We start from the raw sequence: 17,158 nt of genomic DNA on the forward strand, positions 1-17,158 counted from the left end.
TCTCGATTTCTCGTCATTCAACGCATGCGTGTTGGTAGACCCCGATCGGCATACTGACATGAGGTGAGAGCGCTGCGCAGCCACCATCTCGCGCACCGCTCCTTCGAACCTTCGAACCTTCGAACCTTCGAACGCGGACGGCAACGGTGGACGGCATCGCTGATGCTGACGTAAACACGGTACGCCCTCAATCCACCGTCGGCACCTCTCGCCAATTCAACAAGCGCAGTCCCAGCCCACCCGGGTCCTTGACACCCTGCTTCTTCACTTCGCCCAGCACATTGCCGGTCAGCCATCGAGTCTTTCCGTCGACCCCGACCACAGCCAAGTCGGTGATGGCTGAACTTGATTCGACAAACGCTTGTCCATCCGGCGTCAACGCAGACTTGCCAGTTCCGAAATCGATCGCATAAAAGCGGCTGATACCTGAAGGGCTGCACGCATCGCCGATGGTCAGCAGCGGTGCAAACGAAACCACACCGTTGAAAGCCAGCGGATTGAGCGTCATTCGCCAAGTGACGCTGCTGCTGGTGTCCGCGCCCAGATCCAGATACCACCCCTTGGATGTGTTGGGCAAGGTGACTCCGGTGGTCAGGTTGGTCAGCGCAGTCAGGTTCGCGCGGGTGATCGGCATCGTCGCATCGGCAGGCGCGAAGCTGGTCGCATTGCCGTCGATGATCGAGTAGAAGGTCTGCGCGGTCGTCGAGCTGATATCGCTCGGATCGAGCAGTTGACCGGTGCCGAACATCACGTAGCGCTTGCGAGTTTGCGGATGAATCTCGATCAGCGGCTGAGTCGTGATGGCTTGCGGCCGGGCGGCTGTCGTGCCGTCTGTCAGCAGCGCCAGCTTCGTCGGGGTTGGGTAGGCTGTCGTGGTGCCTCGGGGCGCCGTGACGTCGAAGCGCCAGAGCTGCCCGTCCAGGTCGCCCACGTAAATCGCGTCAGCGGTGTAATCGGTGAAATCCTGCACATAGGCCGATGCGTGCGTCAGGCCGTTCGAAGCAACGCCCGTGCTCACCTTCTGAAGCAGCGCACCGGTCTCCGGATTCACGAAGTAGAGGTAGCCCAGGCCATCGCTGTTGTTGTAGCCCGAGGTCAATACGACCACCCAGCCGTAGCGCTTGGTCTTCACTATCGTGGGCGCGCCGAAGCTATAGCCCATCGTCGGGTCCGTGAACTCCCACAGGACCTTGCTGGCGACCGTCGCCTCGCTTGTCATGCCCGCAGGGTTGGTCACGTCGATGGCGTAGTAGCTCTTGCCGCCCTTGCCCAATCCGCCGACCAGGATGGAGCGCCACCTAGAGGTTCCATCCGTCACGAAATTGCCGCCTGCTCGACTGAAGTCGACATCGAAGACCTTGGGCGTCGCATCGACGTAGTAGTGATGCAGGTAGTTGGGATTCCCAAGCTGCGCCAGTCCGTTGTCCTGTGGCGCGGCCGGCGAACTCGGTCCCTGGAACACGGCGCTGGGCACGTAGGCGAATTGCTCTGCGCCCGCCTCGGTGCCGGTCAACGCTCCGTTGAATGCGTGAAGCATGCCGTCGTTCGCGGCGGCGTACACCATGGTCGGGCGGCTGGCCCAGGTGGTCTTGAAGGTCTTGTAGCCAGGATTGACTGCTTCCGAGAACCGCTCACCCGGCGGTGCGACCGGCGTTACCTTTGCATTGACGATATCACCCAGCAGGGTCGCTCGCGCGCGATAGGGCCTGGAGGGCGCGGCCAGCGATCTCTCATTGCTTCGATCGCCGCGCAGGTAATTGAGGTAGTTCGCGCTGTCGTCGCCGGTGACGTAGCTGGTGTTGAGGGCTGTCGCTTGCGCCGTAGTAAGGTTGGCCGTGCGGAACGCGACCCCTGCAGTGCCGTTCCAGGTGGCAATGCGCCTGTTGGTGTCCCAGCCGGTGCCGGTGAACTGCGCCGCAAGCTTGTCGGTACTCGCCCACTTCAGGGTTGTCGTGGGATTACCGGCGCTGTCGAATGTGATTTCGCTGGCCGTGACGATGCTGGTCCAGCCGTTGGCGTCGTACTGTGAGGCGTAAGACGCGGCTCCCGCCGAAGACACCTGCACGGCGGAGAGCGAGAACGACGTGGTGTAGGCCTTGATGGCACTGACGATGCTTTCGAGTGCCTGCGTCAAGCCCGCTACCAGCGTGTCGGGGCGTCCCGCCGCGAAGTAGTTGTCCGGCCGTTGCTGCGTAGTGTTGGTACGGGTGTCGGTCAGCGTCTCGCCGTTGGTCGACCACCAATCCAGCGGTATCGTCGCGGCGAAGGTGTAGGGATCGAAGTTGGCCGGGACTTTCAATCCACCGAACTTCGCGGCCAAATAGAACTGATTGTTGGCCTGGAAGGGCTGCTCCAGCACGTCGACCCAATAGGTCTGCACAGTCTGCTTGCCGATGGTCTTGGCCTGATTCGCGACATCCGGGCGAATGTCCTTTGTGTTGGCGTCGTAAGCCAAGCCCGCGATGTACGCCGAGTTGTCGCGACCACTGTAGCTGTTCGTCGCGCCCAACGCGTTGCCCAGGCCTTGCAGTGAACCGACCTTATTGGTTGCCGTGATGGCATTCACGGTGTTGTCTGCAGCGATCTCCGCGGGCATGGCAGGCTCCCGGGTGCGGTAGGTAGCGTTGCCCGCCACGTTCTTGTCGACGTGGGTGTAGATGTCGCCGATCCCCAGGATGAAGTTTCGCTGGCACGAATACTGAATCGGATCGTCCCAGCTCGTGATGACGGGGAAGCCATCGATCCAGGTCGTCTTGGTGGCCGCGCTGGCGCCGGTCATCGAGCTCCATGCCGGGACATTGCCGAGATTCTTGTAGTAGCGCAGGACGGCGTAGTACATCTCGCTGACCGGGTCATAGTTCTTGTAGTTGCCGGGAATGAGCTGCCCGAACTGGTTCAGGTAGTTCATCACGCCGCTGTTGGTGATCTGGACGCCGAACTCTGTGGTGGTGGCAGTCGCGTCGGCGCCGTTGGGATTAGGCTCGAAGATACCGGTCGTATCGCTCCACTCCTTTTGCGTGTTCGCAATGGCGGTCTGGCCAGGGCGCGGTGCAGTCGGGCCGACGAATTTCTGCGCGGCGCGAAGCACGCCGCCATCGCGCTGGTCGCTGGCGTCGTTGAGATATCCGAAGGCGCTGAAGCGGATTCTCTGCGAGTACTTCTGGATGAGGCCCTCGGGCTTGTAGTTGCTCCCGTAGGCCTTGCAGTTGGCCTCCACGCCGCCTGCCGCCGTCGACGGATCGCAAACCTTCACGCGCATGGTGTAGTCGACCGTCGCGTCACCGGAACTGAAAGGTGTGAAAGTGCCAGGTGTGGACGGCTTCTGCCATAGCAGGCGCATGGTGGCGCCGCCGGAGCTTTCAAAATAATCAACCCTGACGCTGAAGCTTTGCCCCGCAGTGAGACTGATGGACCCACTGTCGTCGTCCGTGGGTCCGTGGTCCGAAAAGTTATTGATGATGCGATTGCCGTCGCCGAAGCTGCCGCTTCCCGAGGTGTCGACCCACAGCCGAACACCATCGTCGGAGTTGGTCCGGAAGATGTAGTTGCCCGTTTCCGGCGCCGTGAAAGTGCCCGTGAAGCGGACGGAGAAGTTGTCGACGTTCACGCCTGTACCAGGACTTGCATTTCCCCAGTTGTGGTCCGCAGTGTCATTGCTGACCGTCAGTACCGCGGGATTGGTGAAATTCTTGTTGTTGTAGTAGTTGGCGGTGAAAGTGCGCGCAGCAGGGTCGTTGATGCTCAGCCGCATCTTGAATCCCATGCCGTTGACACGGATGCCGAGACGAGTTGCGGTGTCGTAGGGGGTGGCACCCGCGATTTCGCTGACCGTGAGATCGCGGTCGGCGAACAGCCCTTGGCCCGAATGCCAGCCTTTTTCAAGAATGGTTTCGGTTGTGGTATCCACGACACGACGGCCGCCCGTCATCGCCCAACGGAACGGATCGATGGTGGCCGTTGCGGCCCAGTTGAGAAAGTTGCCGCTCCACTTGTTGTTGTTGCTGGTCCCGGTGCAGGTGCGGCTGGTGGCCGGCCCCGCGGGATAGAAGTGGCTGATATCGCCGGTGTTGGTGCTGTTGGCCGTGGTGTTGGTCTGGTACAGGTAGCACTTGTTCGGGTCGAAGTAGCCGAGGTAGGTGCTGGCGCTGGTGTAGGCACCTACGTGCGCCGTCCGGGAAGCTGTCGGCCACTCCACCGACAGGGCGAGCGCCAGGTTGCCCGGCACTTCCGAGGTCGAGAACACCGGTTGGTCGGACAGGGTCGTGGCCGAGGCGATCAGGGCACCTCCCAAAGCGATGCCAAGCACGGCAGCAAGTCCCGCTTTTTGCAACGTGCGGGATGACAAGAGGAATTTTGTTTTCATGAAGAATGCTCTTGCGGGTTACTCGGGCCTTGAGAACGAGCTCTGCAGAAAGACCTGCGTGTCGCGCGGCCCGTCGACTCGGATGCTCAGCCGATAGATGGCGGGTGGCGGCAGGTCCGGCTTCGCCACGCCGGCGGTGCCGCCGCCCACCTGCGTTGTCGCGGAAACGCAGCCGGAGTTGCCCAGCGTGGCAAAGCTGCCGGAGGCGTTGCACATCCGATCGATCACGTAGTACACGGTGACGCCTCCTGCCCCCGTGATGGCGCCTCCGGTGGGGGTGAAATCGGCATTCGTGATGTCCTTGCCGGTGAGACCGGTCTTCTTGAGCAGCACGTCGGGAATGCCGAGCTTCTCGTTGACCTTCAATTGAACAGCGCTGTAGTTCTCGGCCGGCACGCTGTTGGCCGTGAGCGTGGAAGTCGCCAGTCCGCCTGTCTTGAACGCCTGCATGGCCTTGGACACCGCCAGTTCGCCCTGGTTGACCAGATCGCGCTTGAAGGCCAGGTTGCCGGCACTGAACAGCGAGGAGTTCATCGAGCGCATCACTGCGACTCCGCCGGCAAGCAGGATCACGAGAATGACCAGGCAGAACAGAAGCACCACACCCCGTTGACGGGCGGGCGAGATGGAGGCGGAGACGGTCTTCATGCGGCGGGCTGCAGCAACATGTTGCGCAGCGGGATGGTGGTGTCGATGACTCGGTAACGGTAGCGCTGATCGAGCGAAACGGAACGTCGCAACGCAGTGGCCAGATCGCTGAAGAGCGTCAGCGACGCCGGTGACACGTTGTCCTTGTTGAGCTCGGAACTGCGCATGACCAAGGCCACCCGTACTGCCACGATCTGCCTGACGGTGGCTGGCGTTGTCATCAAATTTGCGATCGCGTATGACGTGCCACTGGGGGCAACCCAGTCATTGACGATGCCGTCGCCATTCGTGTCGATGCCGTATAGCGCGCGGAGTTCGACGACACCATCGGCGATAGCCTGCAAGGCATCTGCGTCGGAGCCGCTTCCCGCACTTCTGAGCAGGTCGTAGGCAAACAACGTCTGGTTTGAACCCACGCCGATGAGCTGGAACTGGACGCTGCTGGCGAGCGTGTTGCCGACCGGGATGTAATAGGCCGTTCCGCTGGCTGCCAAGGTTGCGAGCGAGGTGGTCGCCCCGCTCGAAGTCAAGTAGCGACCTCCCAATGGCAGCACTTCATTGCCTGCGGCGCCAAAGGTCGTCGCGTCCGTCACGTTGACCTGCTCGATGAGGCAGTCCTGCGTGCCGTCCTGTGCGACGAGTCCGAGATCCCCGTTGGCCAGCCCGATCGTGTTGTTGAGACGCAGGTTGTTGGTGCCCGTCACGCCAGAGCGGATCTGCCGGGGGACGTCGCCGGCAGCGCCATTCCCGCCCATCACCACGAGTACATCGGAACCGGTCGCAGATTGGCCTTCGGCGATCAGCAGCGGCGCCACGCGCAGGTTGCCGGCCAAGGTGGCGCCGGCGCCGCCGAGAAAAGAGGCGAATGGAGCAGGGAAAGCGGTTGTGCGAGGCAGGATGGTCGTAGCAGTACCTCCGATGTCTCGCGCCACGCTCAACTTGCAGCCATACACACCGAGGTTCCCGGACTGCACGAAGCCTGAGCCCGCACTCCGCAGCACGCGGTCGAGTGCGTAGGCGGCAAAGGCACCGCTCTGGCTCATGTCATTGGTGGACGTGGTGGTTCGTTTGTGGGCTTCGCCGACAGTGACGACGCTGGTCACCGCCAGCGTGACGATGAGGCCGATGGCCATCGCCACGAGCAGCTCGATGAGCGTCAGGCCTCGCTGCGGCATGCGAGAGGTGGATGTCGGTGGGTTCATGGCGGCGGCGGGAGGGTCACGCGGGTCGTGAGCCGGCTCTTGTCGGTCGAGTTGCGCTGAGGGGGCACCCACTCGATCGTGATCTCTGCGGTGTTCGCCGTGACGGCAGTGACCGTCGCGGTGGCGCCAGGCAGCCCGTCCTTGGACGTGTCTGCAATGCGTGTGGCCCATGCGGTCCCGGCGCCGGTATTGACTGTGATTGAGTTGTTCAGCCACATCGTGCTGGCAATCTCGTTGGCCAGCAGGGCAGCGCGGTTGCGATCTGCCGCGTCGACCGAGAAGCTCATGGCACGCGTCTGCAAGCCGATCATGCCGAGAATGCCGAGAGAGAAAAGGAGGATGGACACCAGCACTTCGATCAGGGCCATCCCGGCCTGAGCGCGCAAGGGGAAATGAGGAATGCGCTTCATCAGGGGCATCCGTCGGGAGAGGTTGAAATATTCCTGGCCGGATCGCACATGCGCACCTGGCCTCCCAAGGTGACCAGTACGCGCAGTGGCCGGTCGGACCCGGTGGCGCTGACGATGTAGGTCGCCGCTGCGGCAGTGCAGTTGGCGCCGGTCGGGCCTGGATCGGAGTTGGTAACCAGTCGACCCAGTGAGTTGAAGCAGATGGATGCCGGGCCGGTGATCCCCACGCCGCTTCCTACGCTGGTCAGCACACCCGCTTCGATGAATTGAGCCGTCTCGTCCGTGAGCAGCTTGACGGAGTTGACGGACCAGTTGCGGCCATCGGCGACTGCGGTCAGGCTGGTGGCGGGGGTGGTGCTGTTGGTAAGCGAGAAGACTGTCTGCCGGCTACGGCGAAGCGCCTCGGCTTGTGCAAGGCGAAGGCCATTTTGCAGTCCGTCGGCAACCGTTCGAACTTTGGAGTTGTGGACCCACGTCATCATCGACGGGAACCCCACCGCCAGGAGCAGGCCCATCAGCACGATGGTCACCATCAACTCGATGAGGGTGAAGCCGGCCATGCGCCCGGCTGGGCGCTTCAGCACGTCTGCCCCCTCTTCGTAACCCAGTCATTGCTGCAGGTGTTCCAGCCCGAGACCCCGGTCACTGTGGTCGACCGCTCATTTTTCTCGTTCACTTTGAACGTGAAGCCGCTCGTGGGGCCACTGCCGACGGCCTCGAGCGTGAATGCTGTGGCTGTGGGGTCAGGATTGCACTGGAGCTGAAAACTTCCGACCTTGCGATTTGCCGCCGACACCAAACAAGGCGAAGTGAATCCAGTGACCGAGTTGTAGGTCCGGTTGTCCTGATAGAAGCGTTCCATGTTGGCGCGCATGGCTGCCAAGCCATTCTGCGCATCCACGAGTTGGCCGCGCAGGACATAGTCGCGATAGCTCGGAAGTGCGATTGCCGCCAGGATGGCCACGATCGCGACCGTGATCATGACCTCGATCAGCGTGAATCCTCTCAACGAGCAACGAGACTGGAGAGCGTTTGGCACTGTGGTGATCCTTCGAGCGCAGTTCTTGTAACGGTGACAAATTGTCAACAGCACAGAAGATTTCGCGACAACCGTCCGTCAGCACTCAGCTTCCATTCGTCGTCTCCACTTAAGCCATTTGTGCACTTTTTGGCACAGGCACAATGCCGCGCATGACGACCTCCGCCGTTCGTGCCAGTGCGCCCGCGTCGTGGGTCTTCGGCCCCGTCGCAACGTCGGCGCCACTGCTCGCACTGCCATTTCTCTTCCCCTTCACCGCCGGCCCTTCCGCCAGCGTCTGGCAGCAACTGGCCACATTGACCTGCGCGGCGCTTCTGCTGCTGGCAGGGCCAGTGCTTTGCCCGGGGCGGGGCGTTCTGGCATGGCTGGGTGTGATCGGCATGTCGATCGTGCTGGGGCGGGCACCCGATTCGATGCTCAGCCTCTACGCGATGGGGGCCGTGGCAGTCGTCGCAGTAGCAGCCTGCGTGGGCGCCGGCCTGGCGCGCGCACCAGCCTCGCGACAAATCGTCCTCGCCTACGCCCTCCTCGCGGCCGGCCTCCTCAGCGCCCTCCTCGGCCTCCTCCAGTACTACGGCCTCGCCGCCCCCCTCGTCCCCTGGACCACCGCCCCCGATCTCGGCCAGGCCTATGGCAACCTCCGCCAGCGCAACCAGTTCGCCACCCTGATCAGCATGGCCCTCATCGCAGCGCTCTGGCTGCACGGCAACGCCGGCCACCGCGCCCGCCTTGCACTGATCCCCGCTGCAGCCCTGCTGCTCGTCGCTCTCGCCGCCTCGACCTCGCGCACCGGCCTGCTCCAGCTGCTGCTGATCAGCGGCATCTCCGCCTGCCTCGCCTGGCGCGAAAGACATCCCCGCCCGGGTGACCCGGCGAGCACCCGCCTACCGCCGCCCTGGGCGCTCCTCGCCTTCATCCCCGCCTACTTCTTCGCCGCCTGGCTGCTCCCCCTGCTCGCGGGCTCGAGTGTCGAAGGCATGATGCATCGCCTGCGCGAGGGCGCGCCCGAGGCCCACAGCCGCTTCGTGCTCTGGGCGAACGTTCTCGATCTGATCGCCCAGCACCCCTGGACGGGCTGGGGCTGGGGCGAACTGAGCTTCGCCCACTACAGCACGCTCTACCAGGGCCCGCGCTTCGCCGAGATCCTGGATAACGCGCACAACCTGCCCTTGCATCTCGCAGTCGAGCTGGGCATTCCGGCGGCACTGCTGATCTGCGGCGGCTTCGGCTGGCTGGTGCTGGCCGGACGGCCCTGGCGCGAGACTGACCCCGGGCGGCTGATGGGCTGGGGCCTGCTCGGCGTGATCGTGCTTCACAGCCTGCTCGAATATCCGCTGTGGTACGGGCCCTTCCAACTGGTCTTCGGCCTCTGCCTGGGTTTCCTGTGGCCCTCGCCGCTCGGCAACGCAGCTCCCGCGCCGGACGGCCGCCCGGCCTTCGCGGCCTCCCGGGCCGCCGCCCTCGCGCTGATCGCCATCGTCGCTTACGCAGCCTGGGACTACACCCGCATCAGCCAGCTCTATCTCGCCCGGGAAGACCGCCACCCGGCCTGGCGCGACGACACGCTGGCCAAGGTGCAGGACTCCTGGCTCTTCGCCAACCAGGTGAAGTTCGCCGAGCTCGCGCTCACGAAAGTCGACCGGACCAACGCCGCGGAAGTGCATGCCCTGGCGCAGCGCCTTCTTCATTTCTCGCCGGAGCCGCGCGTGATCGTCAAGCTCATCGACAGCGCCACGCTCCTCGGCCGCGACGAAGAGGCCTTCGAACAGGCCACGCGCTTCAGGATCGCCTTCCCGCTCGACTATGCGCGCTGGCTCGACCACGAGCCGATGAACGATCCGTCGGAGTAGCGTGCCTCAGCCCTTGGCGGGCGGGGCTGCGGTGTAGCTCCCCGACTTGCCGCCATGCTTCTCGCGCACATGCACGCCGTTGATCGTCATCCCCCGATCCACCGCCTTGCACATGTCGTAGATGGTCAGGAGCGCCACCTGAACCGCCGTCAGCGCCTCCATCTCGACGCCCGTCGGCCCCACCGTCTCGACGGTCGCGGTACACACCACCTGCGGCACGCTGCCCTCGCCCGTGCCCAAATCCACAGCCACGCGCGTCAGCGCCAGCGGATGGCACAGCGGGATCAGGTCGCTGGTCTTCTTGGCGGCCTGGATGCCGGCGATGCGCGCGATGCCCAGCACGTCGCCCTTCTTTGCCGTGCCCGATTCGATCAACGCGAGGGTCGCCGCTTGCATCTCGATACGACCCGTGGCCACCGCCACGCGATGCGTGGCCGGCTTGGCGGCCACGTCCACCATGTGGGCCTGCCCTTGGGCATCGAAATGGGTAAGAGAACTCATGCTTGAACGTTCCGCGGAGTAAAGCATCATACGAGGCCCAGCCATCGACCCATGCCATGCTGCGCCGGACCTCTTCTCCCCCTCCGACCCGCAAGCCGAAGCCCCTGCTGCGGACGCTCTGCGCCTCCCTCCTGATCGCCGGCCAGCTCGCAATGCCGCCGCAGGCGCAGGCCCAGTTGCCCGGAATGGGCGACGGCGGCGAGATGACGGCCAGCGCCGAGCGCCGGCTCGGCGACCAGATCGCACGCGAGCTCTACCGCGACCCCGACTACGTCGACGACCCGGTGCTGGTCGAGTACGTGCAGGACATCTGGCAGCGCCTGCTGGCGGCAGCGCGCCTGCGCGGCGATCTCACGCCCGAGCTCGACGAGCGCTTCGCCTGGACCGTGCTGCTGGGGCGCGACCGCAGCATCAACGCCTTCGCGCTGCCGGGCGGCTATCTGGGGCTGCACCTCGGGCTGATCTCGGTCACCGGCAGCCGCGACGAGCTCGCCACGGTGCTGGGCCACGAGCTCTCGCACGTCACGCAGCGCCACATCTCGCGGATCATGGCCAAGCAGAGCCGGCAGATGCCGCTGCTGCTGGCCGGCATGATCCTGGGCATGATCGCCGCCGGCAAGAGCCGCAACGGGGATGCCGGTCAGGCCGTGCTGATGGGCAGCCAGGCGGCCTTCATGCAGAACCAGCTCAGCTTCTCGCGCGACATGGAGCGCGAGGCCGACCGCATCGGCTTCGGCGTGATGACGCAGGCGGGCTACGCACCGCAGGGCGCGGCCGCGATGTTCGAGAAGCTGCAGTACGCCTCGCGCCTCAACGACAACGGCTCCTATCCTTACCTGCGCAGCCATCCGCTCAACAGCGAGCGGGTGGCAGACATGCAGGGCCGCTACCAGTTCAGGCCGGGCAGCGGGGTCACCATGCCGCTGGCGATGGACCACGCGATGATCGCCGCCCGCGCCCGCGTGCTGGTGCGCCCCGGCGTGGACGTGCTGCGGCTCTGGATCGACGCGGCCGGCAGCGGCGAATTCGCCCGCAGCACGCCGGCGCAGCAGGCCGGCACGCTGTACGCGGCGGCCCTGGCGGCCAACGAGTTGCGCGACTACAAGTCGGCGCGCGCGCTGGTGCAGCGGCTGATGGCGCGAACGTCGGAAGATGCGCCGGCAGCGCGGCTGGCACGCCTGCTCTCGGCCGAAATCGAGCTTGCGGCCGACGACGCGCCGAAGGCGGCCACGCTGCTCGACCTGCAAGCCAGGGACCGGCCCGAGATGCTGCTGGCCGCGCAGGCCGCCGCCGCCACCCGCAGTCCGAAGCCGATGGTGGCGCCGTTGCGCGACTGGGTGGCGTCGCATCCCCGCGATGCGACGGCCTGGCGCATGCTGGGCCGCCTCTACGGCGCGCAGAACGACACGCTGCGCGCCATCCGCGCCGATGCCGAGGCCAACGTGGCGGTGCTCGACTATCCGGGCGCGCGCGATCGCTTCAAGGCGGCGCAGGAGTTCATGCACAAGGGAGGGGCGCCCATCGACCATTACGAGGCCTCGATCGTCGACACCCGCGCACGGGCGATCGAGGTGCTGGTCAAGGAGCAGGCGGCGGAGCCGCCGCTCAAATAAGTACCGGCCTCAGCGGCCTTTGAACAGGCCGCCCAGCGCGGCCTCGATGATCAGGCCCAGCAGCGAATAGATCAGCGACCCGATCAGCGCCGCCACGAATCCATTGACGTGGAAGCCGTGCAGCAGGCCCGAAGCGGCCCAGAACAGCAGGGCGTTGATCACGAACAGGAAGAGGCCCAGCGTGACGATGGTGACCGGCAGCGTGAGCACCACCAGCACCGGCCGCACCACCATGTTGAGCAGGCCGATCACGGCGGCGGCGATCAGTGCCGAGGTGAAGCTCGACACCTGCACGCCGGTGTAGATGTAGGTCACTGCGAGCAGCGCGAGCGCGCTGAGCAGCCATTTGATGACGAGGCGCATGCGTCCGGTTGCGGCGCGCGCCTCAGTCGGTCAGCTCGTTGGCCAGCACCAGCAGCGCACCCATGCCGAGCACCGCGCCCGGCACGGCCCAGCCGGACTGGCCGGGCGACTTCACGTCCGGCGCCACCGGCTCGAGGTCCACGCCGATCTTCGGGCGGCGAGCGTCGATCACGCGGGCGGTGCCGTGCTCCATCTTCAGGCGCTGCGTCAGCTCGGCCAGCGGGCCCTTGGCCAGGACGGAAGTCACCTGGCCGTTCTCCAGCTGCAGCAGCGGCAGCAGTTGCTCTTGCGTCTTCGCCAGCCACTTGTTGCGCCAGTTCTCGCGCGCGCTGTGGCTCACCCATTTGCTGATGCGATGCGTCATGCGCGGAGCGCAGGCCACCAGCACCCAATGGCGGGCACCCGTGCCGACCGCTTCCGGCGTGAGCCGCGAAAGCAGCTCACGCGCATAGGCCGCGTCGTCGACATACAGAATGATCTTTTCCATGGGTGCTCCTTCTTGGCGAGATCAGGCGGTCGCGGTGTCCTGCGGCTTGGGCCGGCGCATGGCCACCCACTTGCCGATCGCCAGCACCAGCAACGCGCCGCCGATACCGGCAATGTAACGCACGGTGTCGGTCTGCGGCAGCTTGGGCACCCAGCCCCAGTTGGCGGGGTTGACCACCGCGGGATCGGTCACGGCCATGGTGCCCGCGATCCAGCCCAGCAGCATGCCGCCCAGCGTGATGATGATGGGGAAACGGTCCATCAGCTTGATGACCAGCTGGCTGCCCCAGACGATGATCGGGATGCTCACCAGCAGGCCGAAGATCACCAGCGGCATCTGATGGCCCTGGCCCGCGCCCTGGGCAGCACCGGCGATGGCGATCACGTTGTCCACGCTCATCACCAGGTCGGCCACGATCACGGTCTTGACGGCGGCCCACAGCTTGTCGCTGGCGGCGATGTTGCCGTGCGCATCGTCATGTTCGGGGGCGAGCAGCTTCACGCCGATCCACACCAGCAGCAGCGCGCCGGCGAGTTTCAGGAAGGGGATGGCGAGCAGGGTGAGCGCGAAGAAGATCAGGATCACGCGCAACAGAATGGCGCCCGCCGTGCCCCAGAGGATGCCCTTGGTGCGTTGCGCGGGCGGCAGCTTGCGGCAGGCCAGCGCGATGACGACGGCGTTGTCGCCACCCAAAAGAATGTCGATCATGATGATCTGACCGACGGCCACCCAGAATTCCGGGGTCATGAACTGTTCCATAGAGTCCTCTGTTCGTGATGCTTCATCCCATGCGAGTGTCGGATCAAGCGGCTGAATGAGGACCCCAGGGGTCCCGGACATGCAAACGCTTCGATCGAACCCGCGCGAGCTCCAATCGAAGGTCTTGCTCGGCAGCGTGAACTGCCCGACAGGCCGGAAGTGTTGTCTTCGTATTGACGACCTGTCGAAGTCCGCCCTCGTGGAGGACAGGTGGGAGCTACTCCCCTTCGTGGGCGCGATTAGAGCATCGAGGCGCCCGGGCTGGCAACCGGATTTTTCTCGGGCCTTGAAGAAAAAGCGCCGGCATGCTGCGCCGCCAGGGCACTGGACGCTATCGATTTAAGAGCAGGGCATAACCTTCACCCGCCGCTGGATTTTGCCGGCACTATGATGCCCAGCCGCATTTTTCGGACCCCTCATGGCCGCCATCCACATCACCGACATCGAGGCCGCCATCAACTACTGGCGCGACAGAAAACCCTCGCCCGACGGCATCACCCTCGCGCCCGAGCTGCGCGCGCTGGCCGAGGTCTACGCGTTGATGGTGTTCCACCACGAAGACGAGGTCGACGAGGTCGGCTTTCCGCCCAAGGCCTGGGACGCCTGGCTGGCCTGGTACCAGAGCACCCCCGACACCCCCTGCATCGCCATCTGCTCGACCAGCCAGGGCGATGACGAATGCAAGGGCTGCGGCCGCAGTTTCGACGAGGTGCAGCACTGGCCCTCGATGACGCCGGCCCAGAAGCGCGCCACCTGGCGCCGCATCACCATGCTGGACAAGGCCTGGCGCTTCAACCGCTATGCCGAACGCGCGCGCGAGGCCGAGCCCGTCTGGCCGGACGACGAACCCGTGCCGGCCGAAGCGGCCGAGCTGCCGCGCTGACCAGGGCACAAACGCCATGCGCCGCCTCGCGCAAGCCCCCAACCTGGCGATCGCCACCCTCTGGGCCGATGCCTTGCGGGAAGAAGGGGTCGCCGTTTCCGTGCAGCGCGAATACCTGGGCGCGGCGGCGGGACAGCTGCCGCCCGACCAGTGCCTGCCCGAGCTCTGGGTCGAGGACGAGGCGCAGTTCGAGCGCGCCGGGCAGTTGCTCGATGCCCTGCAGCACCGGCCCCAGCGGCGCTGGCAGTGCGCTTGCGGCGAGTTGGTCGAGGGCGGCTTCGAGCAGTGCTGGCGCTGCGGCGCCATGATGCCTCGCGAGGCCTGAACTAACCTTACTTCCAGCGCAGCGGCTCGATGTCCACGGTGTGCGTGCCGTCGCCCAGCATCAGCGTGCCTTCCTGGATCGTGGCCTGCAGCTGCATCGAGCGCTGCGCGAGCGCGGCCAGCGCCTGCGAGGCGGCGGTCGGCACGCGATGGACGGCCAGGTTCTGCGGCCGTGTGAGCTTGTTCTCGATGCCTCGCCACCAGACCTCGGCCGCGTGGTGAAAGGCGTAGACGATGGTCTCGTCCGCCTTGCCGCAAGCCTTGATGATCGGCTTGTCCTCCGGCTGTCCGACCTCGATCCACAGCCGCACCGCGCCGGTGAAGTCGCGCAGCCAGACGTCGGGCTCGTCCGGGTTCGACAGCCCGGCGCCGAAGGCCAGCGTGCCGTCGCCCTGGCAGACGTCCTGCAGCTTGTGGGCATTGAGCGCCAGCGCCACCAGCCGGATCATCATCCGCTCGTCGGTTTCGCTCGGGTGGCGTGCCAGCGTGAGCGCATGGTCGGCGTAGTAGCCGTGGTCGATGTCGGCCACCGCGAGGGTGGCCTTGAAGATGGTGGATTTGAGCGCCATGGGGTCGCGAGTGTAGGCTGCACGGCCCGGCGGCTCAGAACATCATGCGGCCCTGCACGTACACCGTGCGCGGCGCGCCCACCAGCTTGCCCGCATTGGTGTCGGTGGTGCGCGTGAAGTAGCGCTTGTCAGCCAGGTTGTTGACGCCCACCACCACTTCCACGCCGCGCTTGCCGGGCATCTTCCAGCGCGCCTGCGCGTTCCAGACCCGAAAGCCCGGGATCACGCCCACGGTTCCGGCCGCGTTCTCCGCCACCGTGTTGGCCTCGTCCGCGAACTGGCTCGACTGGTGGGTGCTGGAAAGATTGAAGCTCCAGTCGCCGCTCGCGTAGCGGGCGCCGACGGTGTCGGTGTGACGCGAGTAGAAGGGCACGTCGTTCCCGGCGAAGCTGCCCGACCGCAGCTTGGCGCGCGTGCTGGTCAGCGTCGCATAGGTGCTGAAGCCTGCCAGCGGACCCGACCGGTCGAAGGCGTAGTCGACGCTTGTCTCCACGCCTTCATGGCGCGTTTCGCCGAGGTTCAGGAAATAGTTGGAGCTGCCGACGAACAACAGCTGGTTGTCGAAGCGCATGTTGAACAGGGTCGCCTCGGCCGACAGGTTGCCGCTTTTCCAGCGCGCGCCGGCCTCGATTGTCTTCGCCACTTCCGGCATCAGCGGATTGCCAAGCGGGTTCAGGTTGAGCTGCAGGTGCTGGATGCTGCCGAAGGAGGTGTTGTAGTTGGCGAACAGAGTCAGCTCGCGGCTCAGCAGATAGGCCAGGTTGACCGAGGGCAGCGACTTGCTGTTCTTCACGCTTTCGCCGTAGCCGGTGAGCGTGTTCTCGCGTCCGGTCTCGATGCGCTCGAAGCGCACGCCGGGCGTCACGCGCCAGCGGCCGATGGCGACTTGATCGTCGATGTAGAAGGCGTGCGCGTCCGTGCTGTTCTCCGAGCGGCGCGCAATGGTCTGCCGCGCGGTGCGCAGGTTGGTGTTCACGTTCGTCTCGTCTGCGCGCTCGCGGATGTAACGGTAGCCCACGCTGACGTCCTGCGTCACGCTGCCGGTACTGAAGCGCTGCGTGTAGCGCGGCTCGATCCCCAGCACGCCGTAGTTGCGCGGCTGGTTGCTTACCGAGGTGGCGCCGGCGTCGAAGTTGTTGGCCAGGAGGCTCTGGCGGAAGCTGTCGTTGTAGAACGCGCGCAGCTCGAACTCCTGCGTGTCCGAGATCGTGTTGAGGTAGCCCAGGTCGATGCCGGTGCGGCGCCCGCTCCAGAGGTCGCGCGTGCGTTGCGACTGGAAGGGGTCGGCCGCGTACTGCGCGCGGTTCAGGCCGCCGGGCACCTCGGTGCGGGCCTCGTAGTACGAGAACTTGCCGTACAGCTCGGAGGTGGGGCTCAGCTCGTAGCGAAACTTGAGCGCCACGTCGTCGATTCTCTCCTTGCTATGCTCGCGCCAGCCGCTGCCGTCGGAGCCGGAATAGAGCAGCGCCAGCCCCAGTTCCTTGGTGACCTGGCCACCGATGAAGGCGCTGTACTGCGTGCTGTGCCCGCCCTCGCCGAAGCTGTTGTAGCGCAGCGAGACATCGCCCGCGAGCGGCTCGTTCGGGATCGAGCGCGTGCGGAAGTTGATGATGCCGCCCACGTTCTGCGGCCCGTAGCGCACTGCGCCGCCGCCGCGCACCACGTCGATCGATTCGATGTTGGCCAGGCTCACGGGCGCGAAGGACAGCTGCGGCTGGCCGTAGGGGGCGACCGCCAGCGGGATTCCGTCGAGCAGCACCGTGGAGCGGGGCGAGTAGCGGCCTTCGAGACCGCGCACGCCGATGTTGAGCGAGATCGCGCTGCCGCCGCTGGAGGAGTTGTCGGTCACCTGCACGCCGGGGATGGTGCGCACCACGTCGCCGATGCTGGCCGCTCCGGTGTCGGAGATGGCTTGGCGCTGGACCAGCGTGCGCGCCCCGGCGAAGCCCTGCACGCTGTTCTGCAGGCCCGAGCCCAGCCAGTCGCCGCTGACCTGGATGGTGCCGAGCGTCGGCGCCTCGGCGTCCGACACGCTCGATTGCGCTGCGGCGCTCATCGCGAGCAGCAGGCCGCACGCGGCGGCGACGATGGTGCGCGAGGGCAAGGGAGGGTGGATGTGCATGGTTTTCATGGAGATCGGTGAATAG

16 protein-coding genes are annotated in these 17,158 nt (G+C 65.4%); 4 read left to right on the forward strand and 12 right to left on the reverse strand.

Annotation, left to right across the window (positions count from 1 at the left end; all coding sequences use genetic code 11):
• Positions 1 to 187: 187 nt before the first annotated feature.
• The 6 genes from AC3A6Y_RS02360 to AC3A6Y_RS02385 are packed head-to-tail and all read right to left on the reverse strand — an operon-like array spanning position 188 to position 7,662.
• Entirely contained in the window at positions 188 to 4,363 is a 4,176-nt protein-coding gene (locus AC3A6Y_RS02360; protein ID WP_487866622.1) for a PilC/PilY family type IV pilus protein, read from the reverse strand.
• 18 nt (positions 4,364 to 4,381) lie between these two features.
• Positions 4,382 to 5,011, reverse strand: coding sequence for a pilus assembly PilX family protein (locus AC3A6Y_RS02365; RefSeq protein ID WP_487866623.1), 630 nt, complete (start codon positions 5,009 to 5,011; stop codon positions 4,382 to 4,384).
• Positions 5,008 to 6,213 (reverse strand): PilW family protein, encoded by a 1,206-nt coding sequence (locus tag AC3A6Y_RS02370; protein ID WP_487866624.1) that lies wholly within the window; start codon positions 6,211 to 6,213, stop codon positions 5,008 to 5,010. Before AC3A6Y_RS02370 ends, AC3A6Y_RS02365 begins: the two co-directional genes overlap by 4 nt.
• On the reverse strand, positions 6,210 to 6,623 hold the full coding sequence (gene pilV, locus AC3A6Y_RS02375; RefSeq protein WP_487866625.1) for a type IV pilus modification protein PilV: 414 nt from the start codon (positions 6,621 to 6,623) through the stop codon (positions 6,210 to 6,212). Before pilV ends, AC3A6Y_RS02370 begins: the two co-directional genes overlap by 4 nt.
• Positions 6,623 to 7,183 (reverse strand): prepilin-type N-terminal cleavage/methylation domain-containing protein, encoded by a 561-nt coding sequence (locus tag AC3A6Y_RS02380; protein WP_487866626.1) that lies wholly within the window; start codon positions 7,181 to 7,183, stop codon positions 6,623 to 6,625. The genes pilV and AC3A6Y_RS02380 overlap by 1 nt, the downstream gene beginning before the upstream one ends.
• A gap of 17 nt (positions 7,184 to 7,200) precedes the next feature.
• Positions 7,201 to 7,662 (reverse strand): type IV pilin protein, encoded by a 462-nt coding sequence (locus AC3A6Y_RS02385; protein WP_487866627.1) that lies wholly within the window; start codon positions 7,660 to 7,662, stop codon positions 7,201 to 7,203.
• Positions 7,663 to 7,814: 152 nt separating this feature from the next.
• Between AC3A6Y_RS02385 and AC3A6Y_RS02390 the strand changes: the two genes are divergently transcribed.
• Positions 7,815 to 9,512 carry a PglL family O-oligosaccharyltransferase gene (locus AC3A6Y_RS02390; RefSeq protein WP_487866628.1) on the forward strand — a complete coding sequence of 566 codons (1,698 nt, stop codon included), beginning with the start codon at positions 7,815 to 7,817 and terminating at the stop codon, positions 9,510 to 9,512.
• A 6-nt stretch (positions 9,513 to 9,518) separates the two neighbouring features.
• Here AC3A6Y_RS02390 and moaC read toward each other — a convergent pair whose 3' ends face one another.
• Positions 9,519 to 10,013: a cyclic pyranopterin monophosphate synthase MoaC gene (gene moaC / locus AC3A6Y_RS02395; RefSeq protein ID WP_487866629.1), complete on the reverse strand. Its 495-nt coding sequence runs from the start codon at positions 10,011 to 10,013 to the stop codon at positions 9,519 to 9,521.
• Between the two features lie 56 nt (positions 10,014 to 10,069).
• Here moaC and AC3A6Y_RS02400 point away from each other — a divergent pair, with 56 nt between their 5' ends.
• Positions 10,070 to 11,626, forward strand: coding sequence for a M48 family metalloprotease (locus AC3A6Y_RS02400; RefSeq protein ID WP_487866630.1), 1,557 nt, complete (start codon positions 10,070 to 10,072; stop codon positions 11,624 to 11,626).
• Positions 11,627 to 11,635: 9 nt separating this feature from the next.
• Here the strand turns inward: AC3A6Y_RS02400 and AC3A6Y_RS02405 are convergent, their stop codons facing one another.
• Genes AC3A6Y_RS02405 through AC3A6Y_RS02415 form a run of 3 tightly spaced genes read right to left on the reverse strand, consistent with a single transcriptional unit; the run spans position 11,636 to position 13,235 of the window.
• Entirely contained in the window at positions 11,636 to 11,989 is a 354-nt protein-coding gene (locus AC3A6Y_RS02405; protein ID WP_487845083.1) for a phage holin family protein, read from the reverse strand.
• A gap of 22 nt (positions 11,990 to 12,011) precedes the next feature.
• The gene (locus AC3A6Y_RS02410) at positions 12,012 to 12,476 is read right to left on the reverse strand and encodes a hypothetical protein (RefSeq protein WP_487866631.1); all 465 of its coding nucleotides are present in this window, start codon (positions 12,474 to 12,476) and stop codon (positions 12,012 to 12,014) included.
• Positions 12,477 to 12,497: 21 nt separating this feature from the next.
• Positions 12,498 to 13,235, reverse strand: a complete 738-nt coding sequence (locus AC3A6Y_RS02415) for a TerC family protein (RefSeq protein WP_487866632.1) — start codon at positions 13,233 to 13,235, stop codon at positions 12,498 to 12,500.
• A gap of 418 nt (positions 13,236 to 13,653) precedes the next feature.
• Here AC3A6Y_RS02415 and AC3A6Y_RS02420 point away from each other — a divergent pair, with 418 nt between their 5' ends.
• Positions 13,654 to 14,118 (forward strand): DUF3717 domain-containing protein, encoded by a 465-nt coding sequence (locus AC3A6Y_RS02420; protein ID WP_487866633.1) that lies wholly within the window; start codon positions 13,654 to 13,656, stop codon positions 14,116 to 14,118.
• A 16-nt stretch (positions 14,119 to 14,134) separates the two neighbouring features.
• Positions 14,135 to 14,443: a putative signal transducing protein gene (locus tag AC3A6Y_RS02425; RefSeq protein WP_487866634.1), complete on the forward strand. Its 309-nt coding sequence runs from the start codon at positions 14,135 to 14,137 to the stop codon at positions 14,441 to 14,443.
• 7 nt (positions 14,444 to 14,450) lie between these two features.
• On the opposite strand, the gene AC3A6Y_RS02430 is transcribed toward AC3A6Y_RS02425, so the two are convergent.
• Together AC3A6Y_RS02430 and AC3A6Y_RS02435 are read right to left on the reverse strand one after the other, a co-directional pair.
• Positions 14,451 to 15,011 carry a YaeQ family protein gene (locus tag AC3A6Y_RS02430; protein WP_487866635.1) on the reverse strand — a complete coding sequence of 187 codons (561 nt, stop codon included), beginning with the start codon at positions 15,009 to 15,011 and terminating at the stop codon, positions 14,451 to 14,453.
• Between the two features lie 34 nt (positions 15,012 to 15,045).
• Entirely contained in the window at positions 15,046 to 17,142 is a 2,097-nt protein-coding gene (locus tag AC3A6Y_RS02435; RefSeq protein WP_487866636.1) for a TonB-dependent receptor family protein, read from the reverse strand.
• Positions 17,143 to 17,158 lie beyond the last annotated feature (16 nt).

The sequence above is a fragment of the Variovorax sp. Soil_C_17 genome, assembly GCF_057657265.1.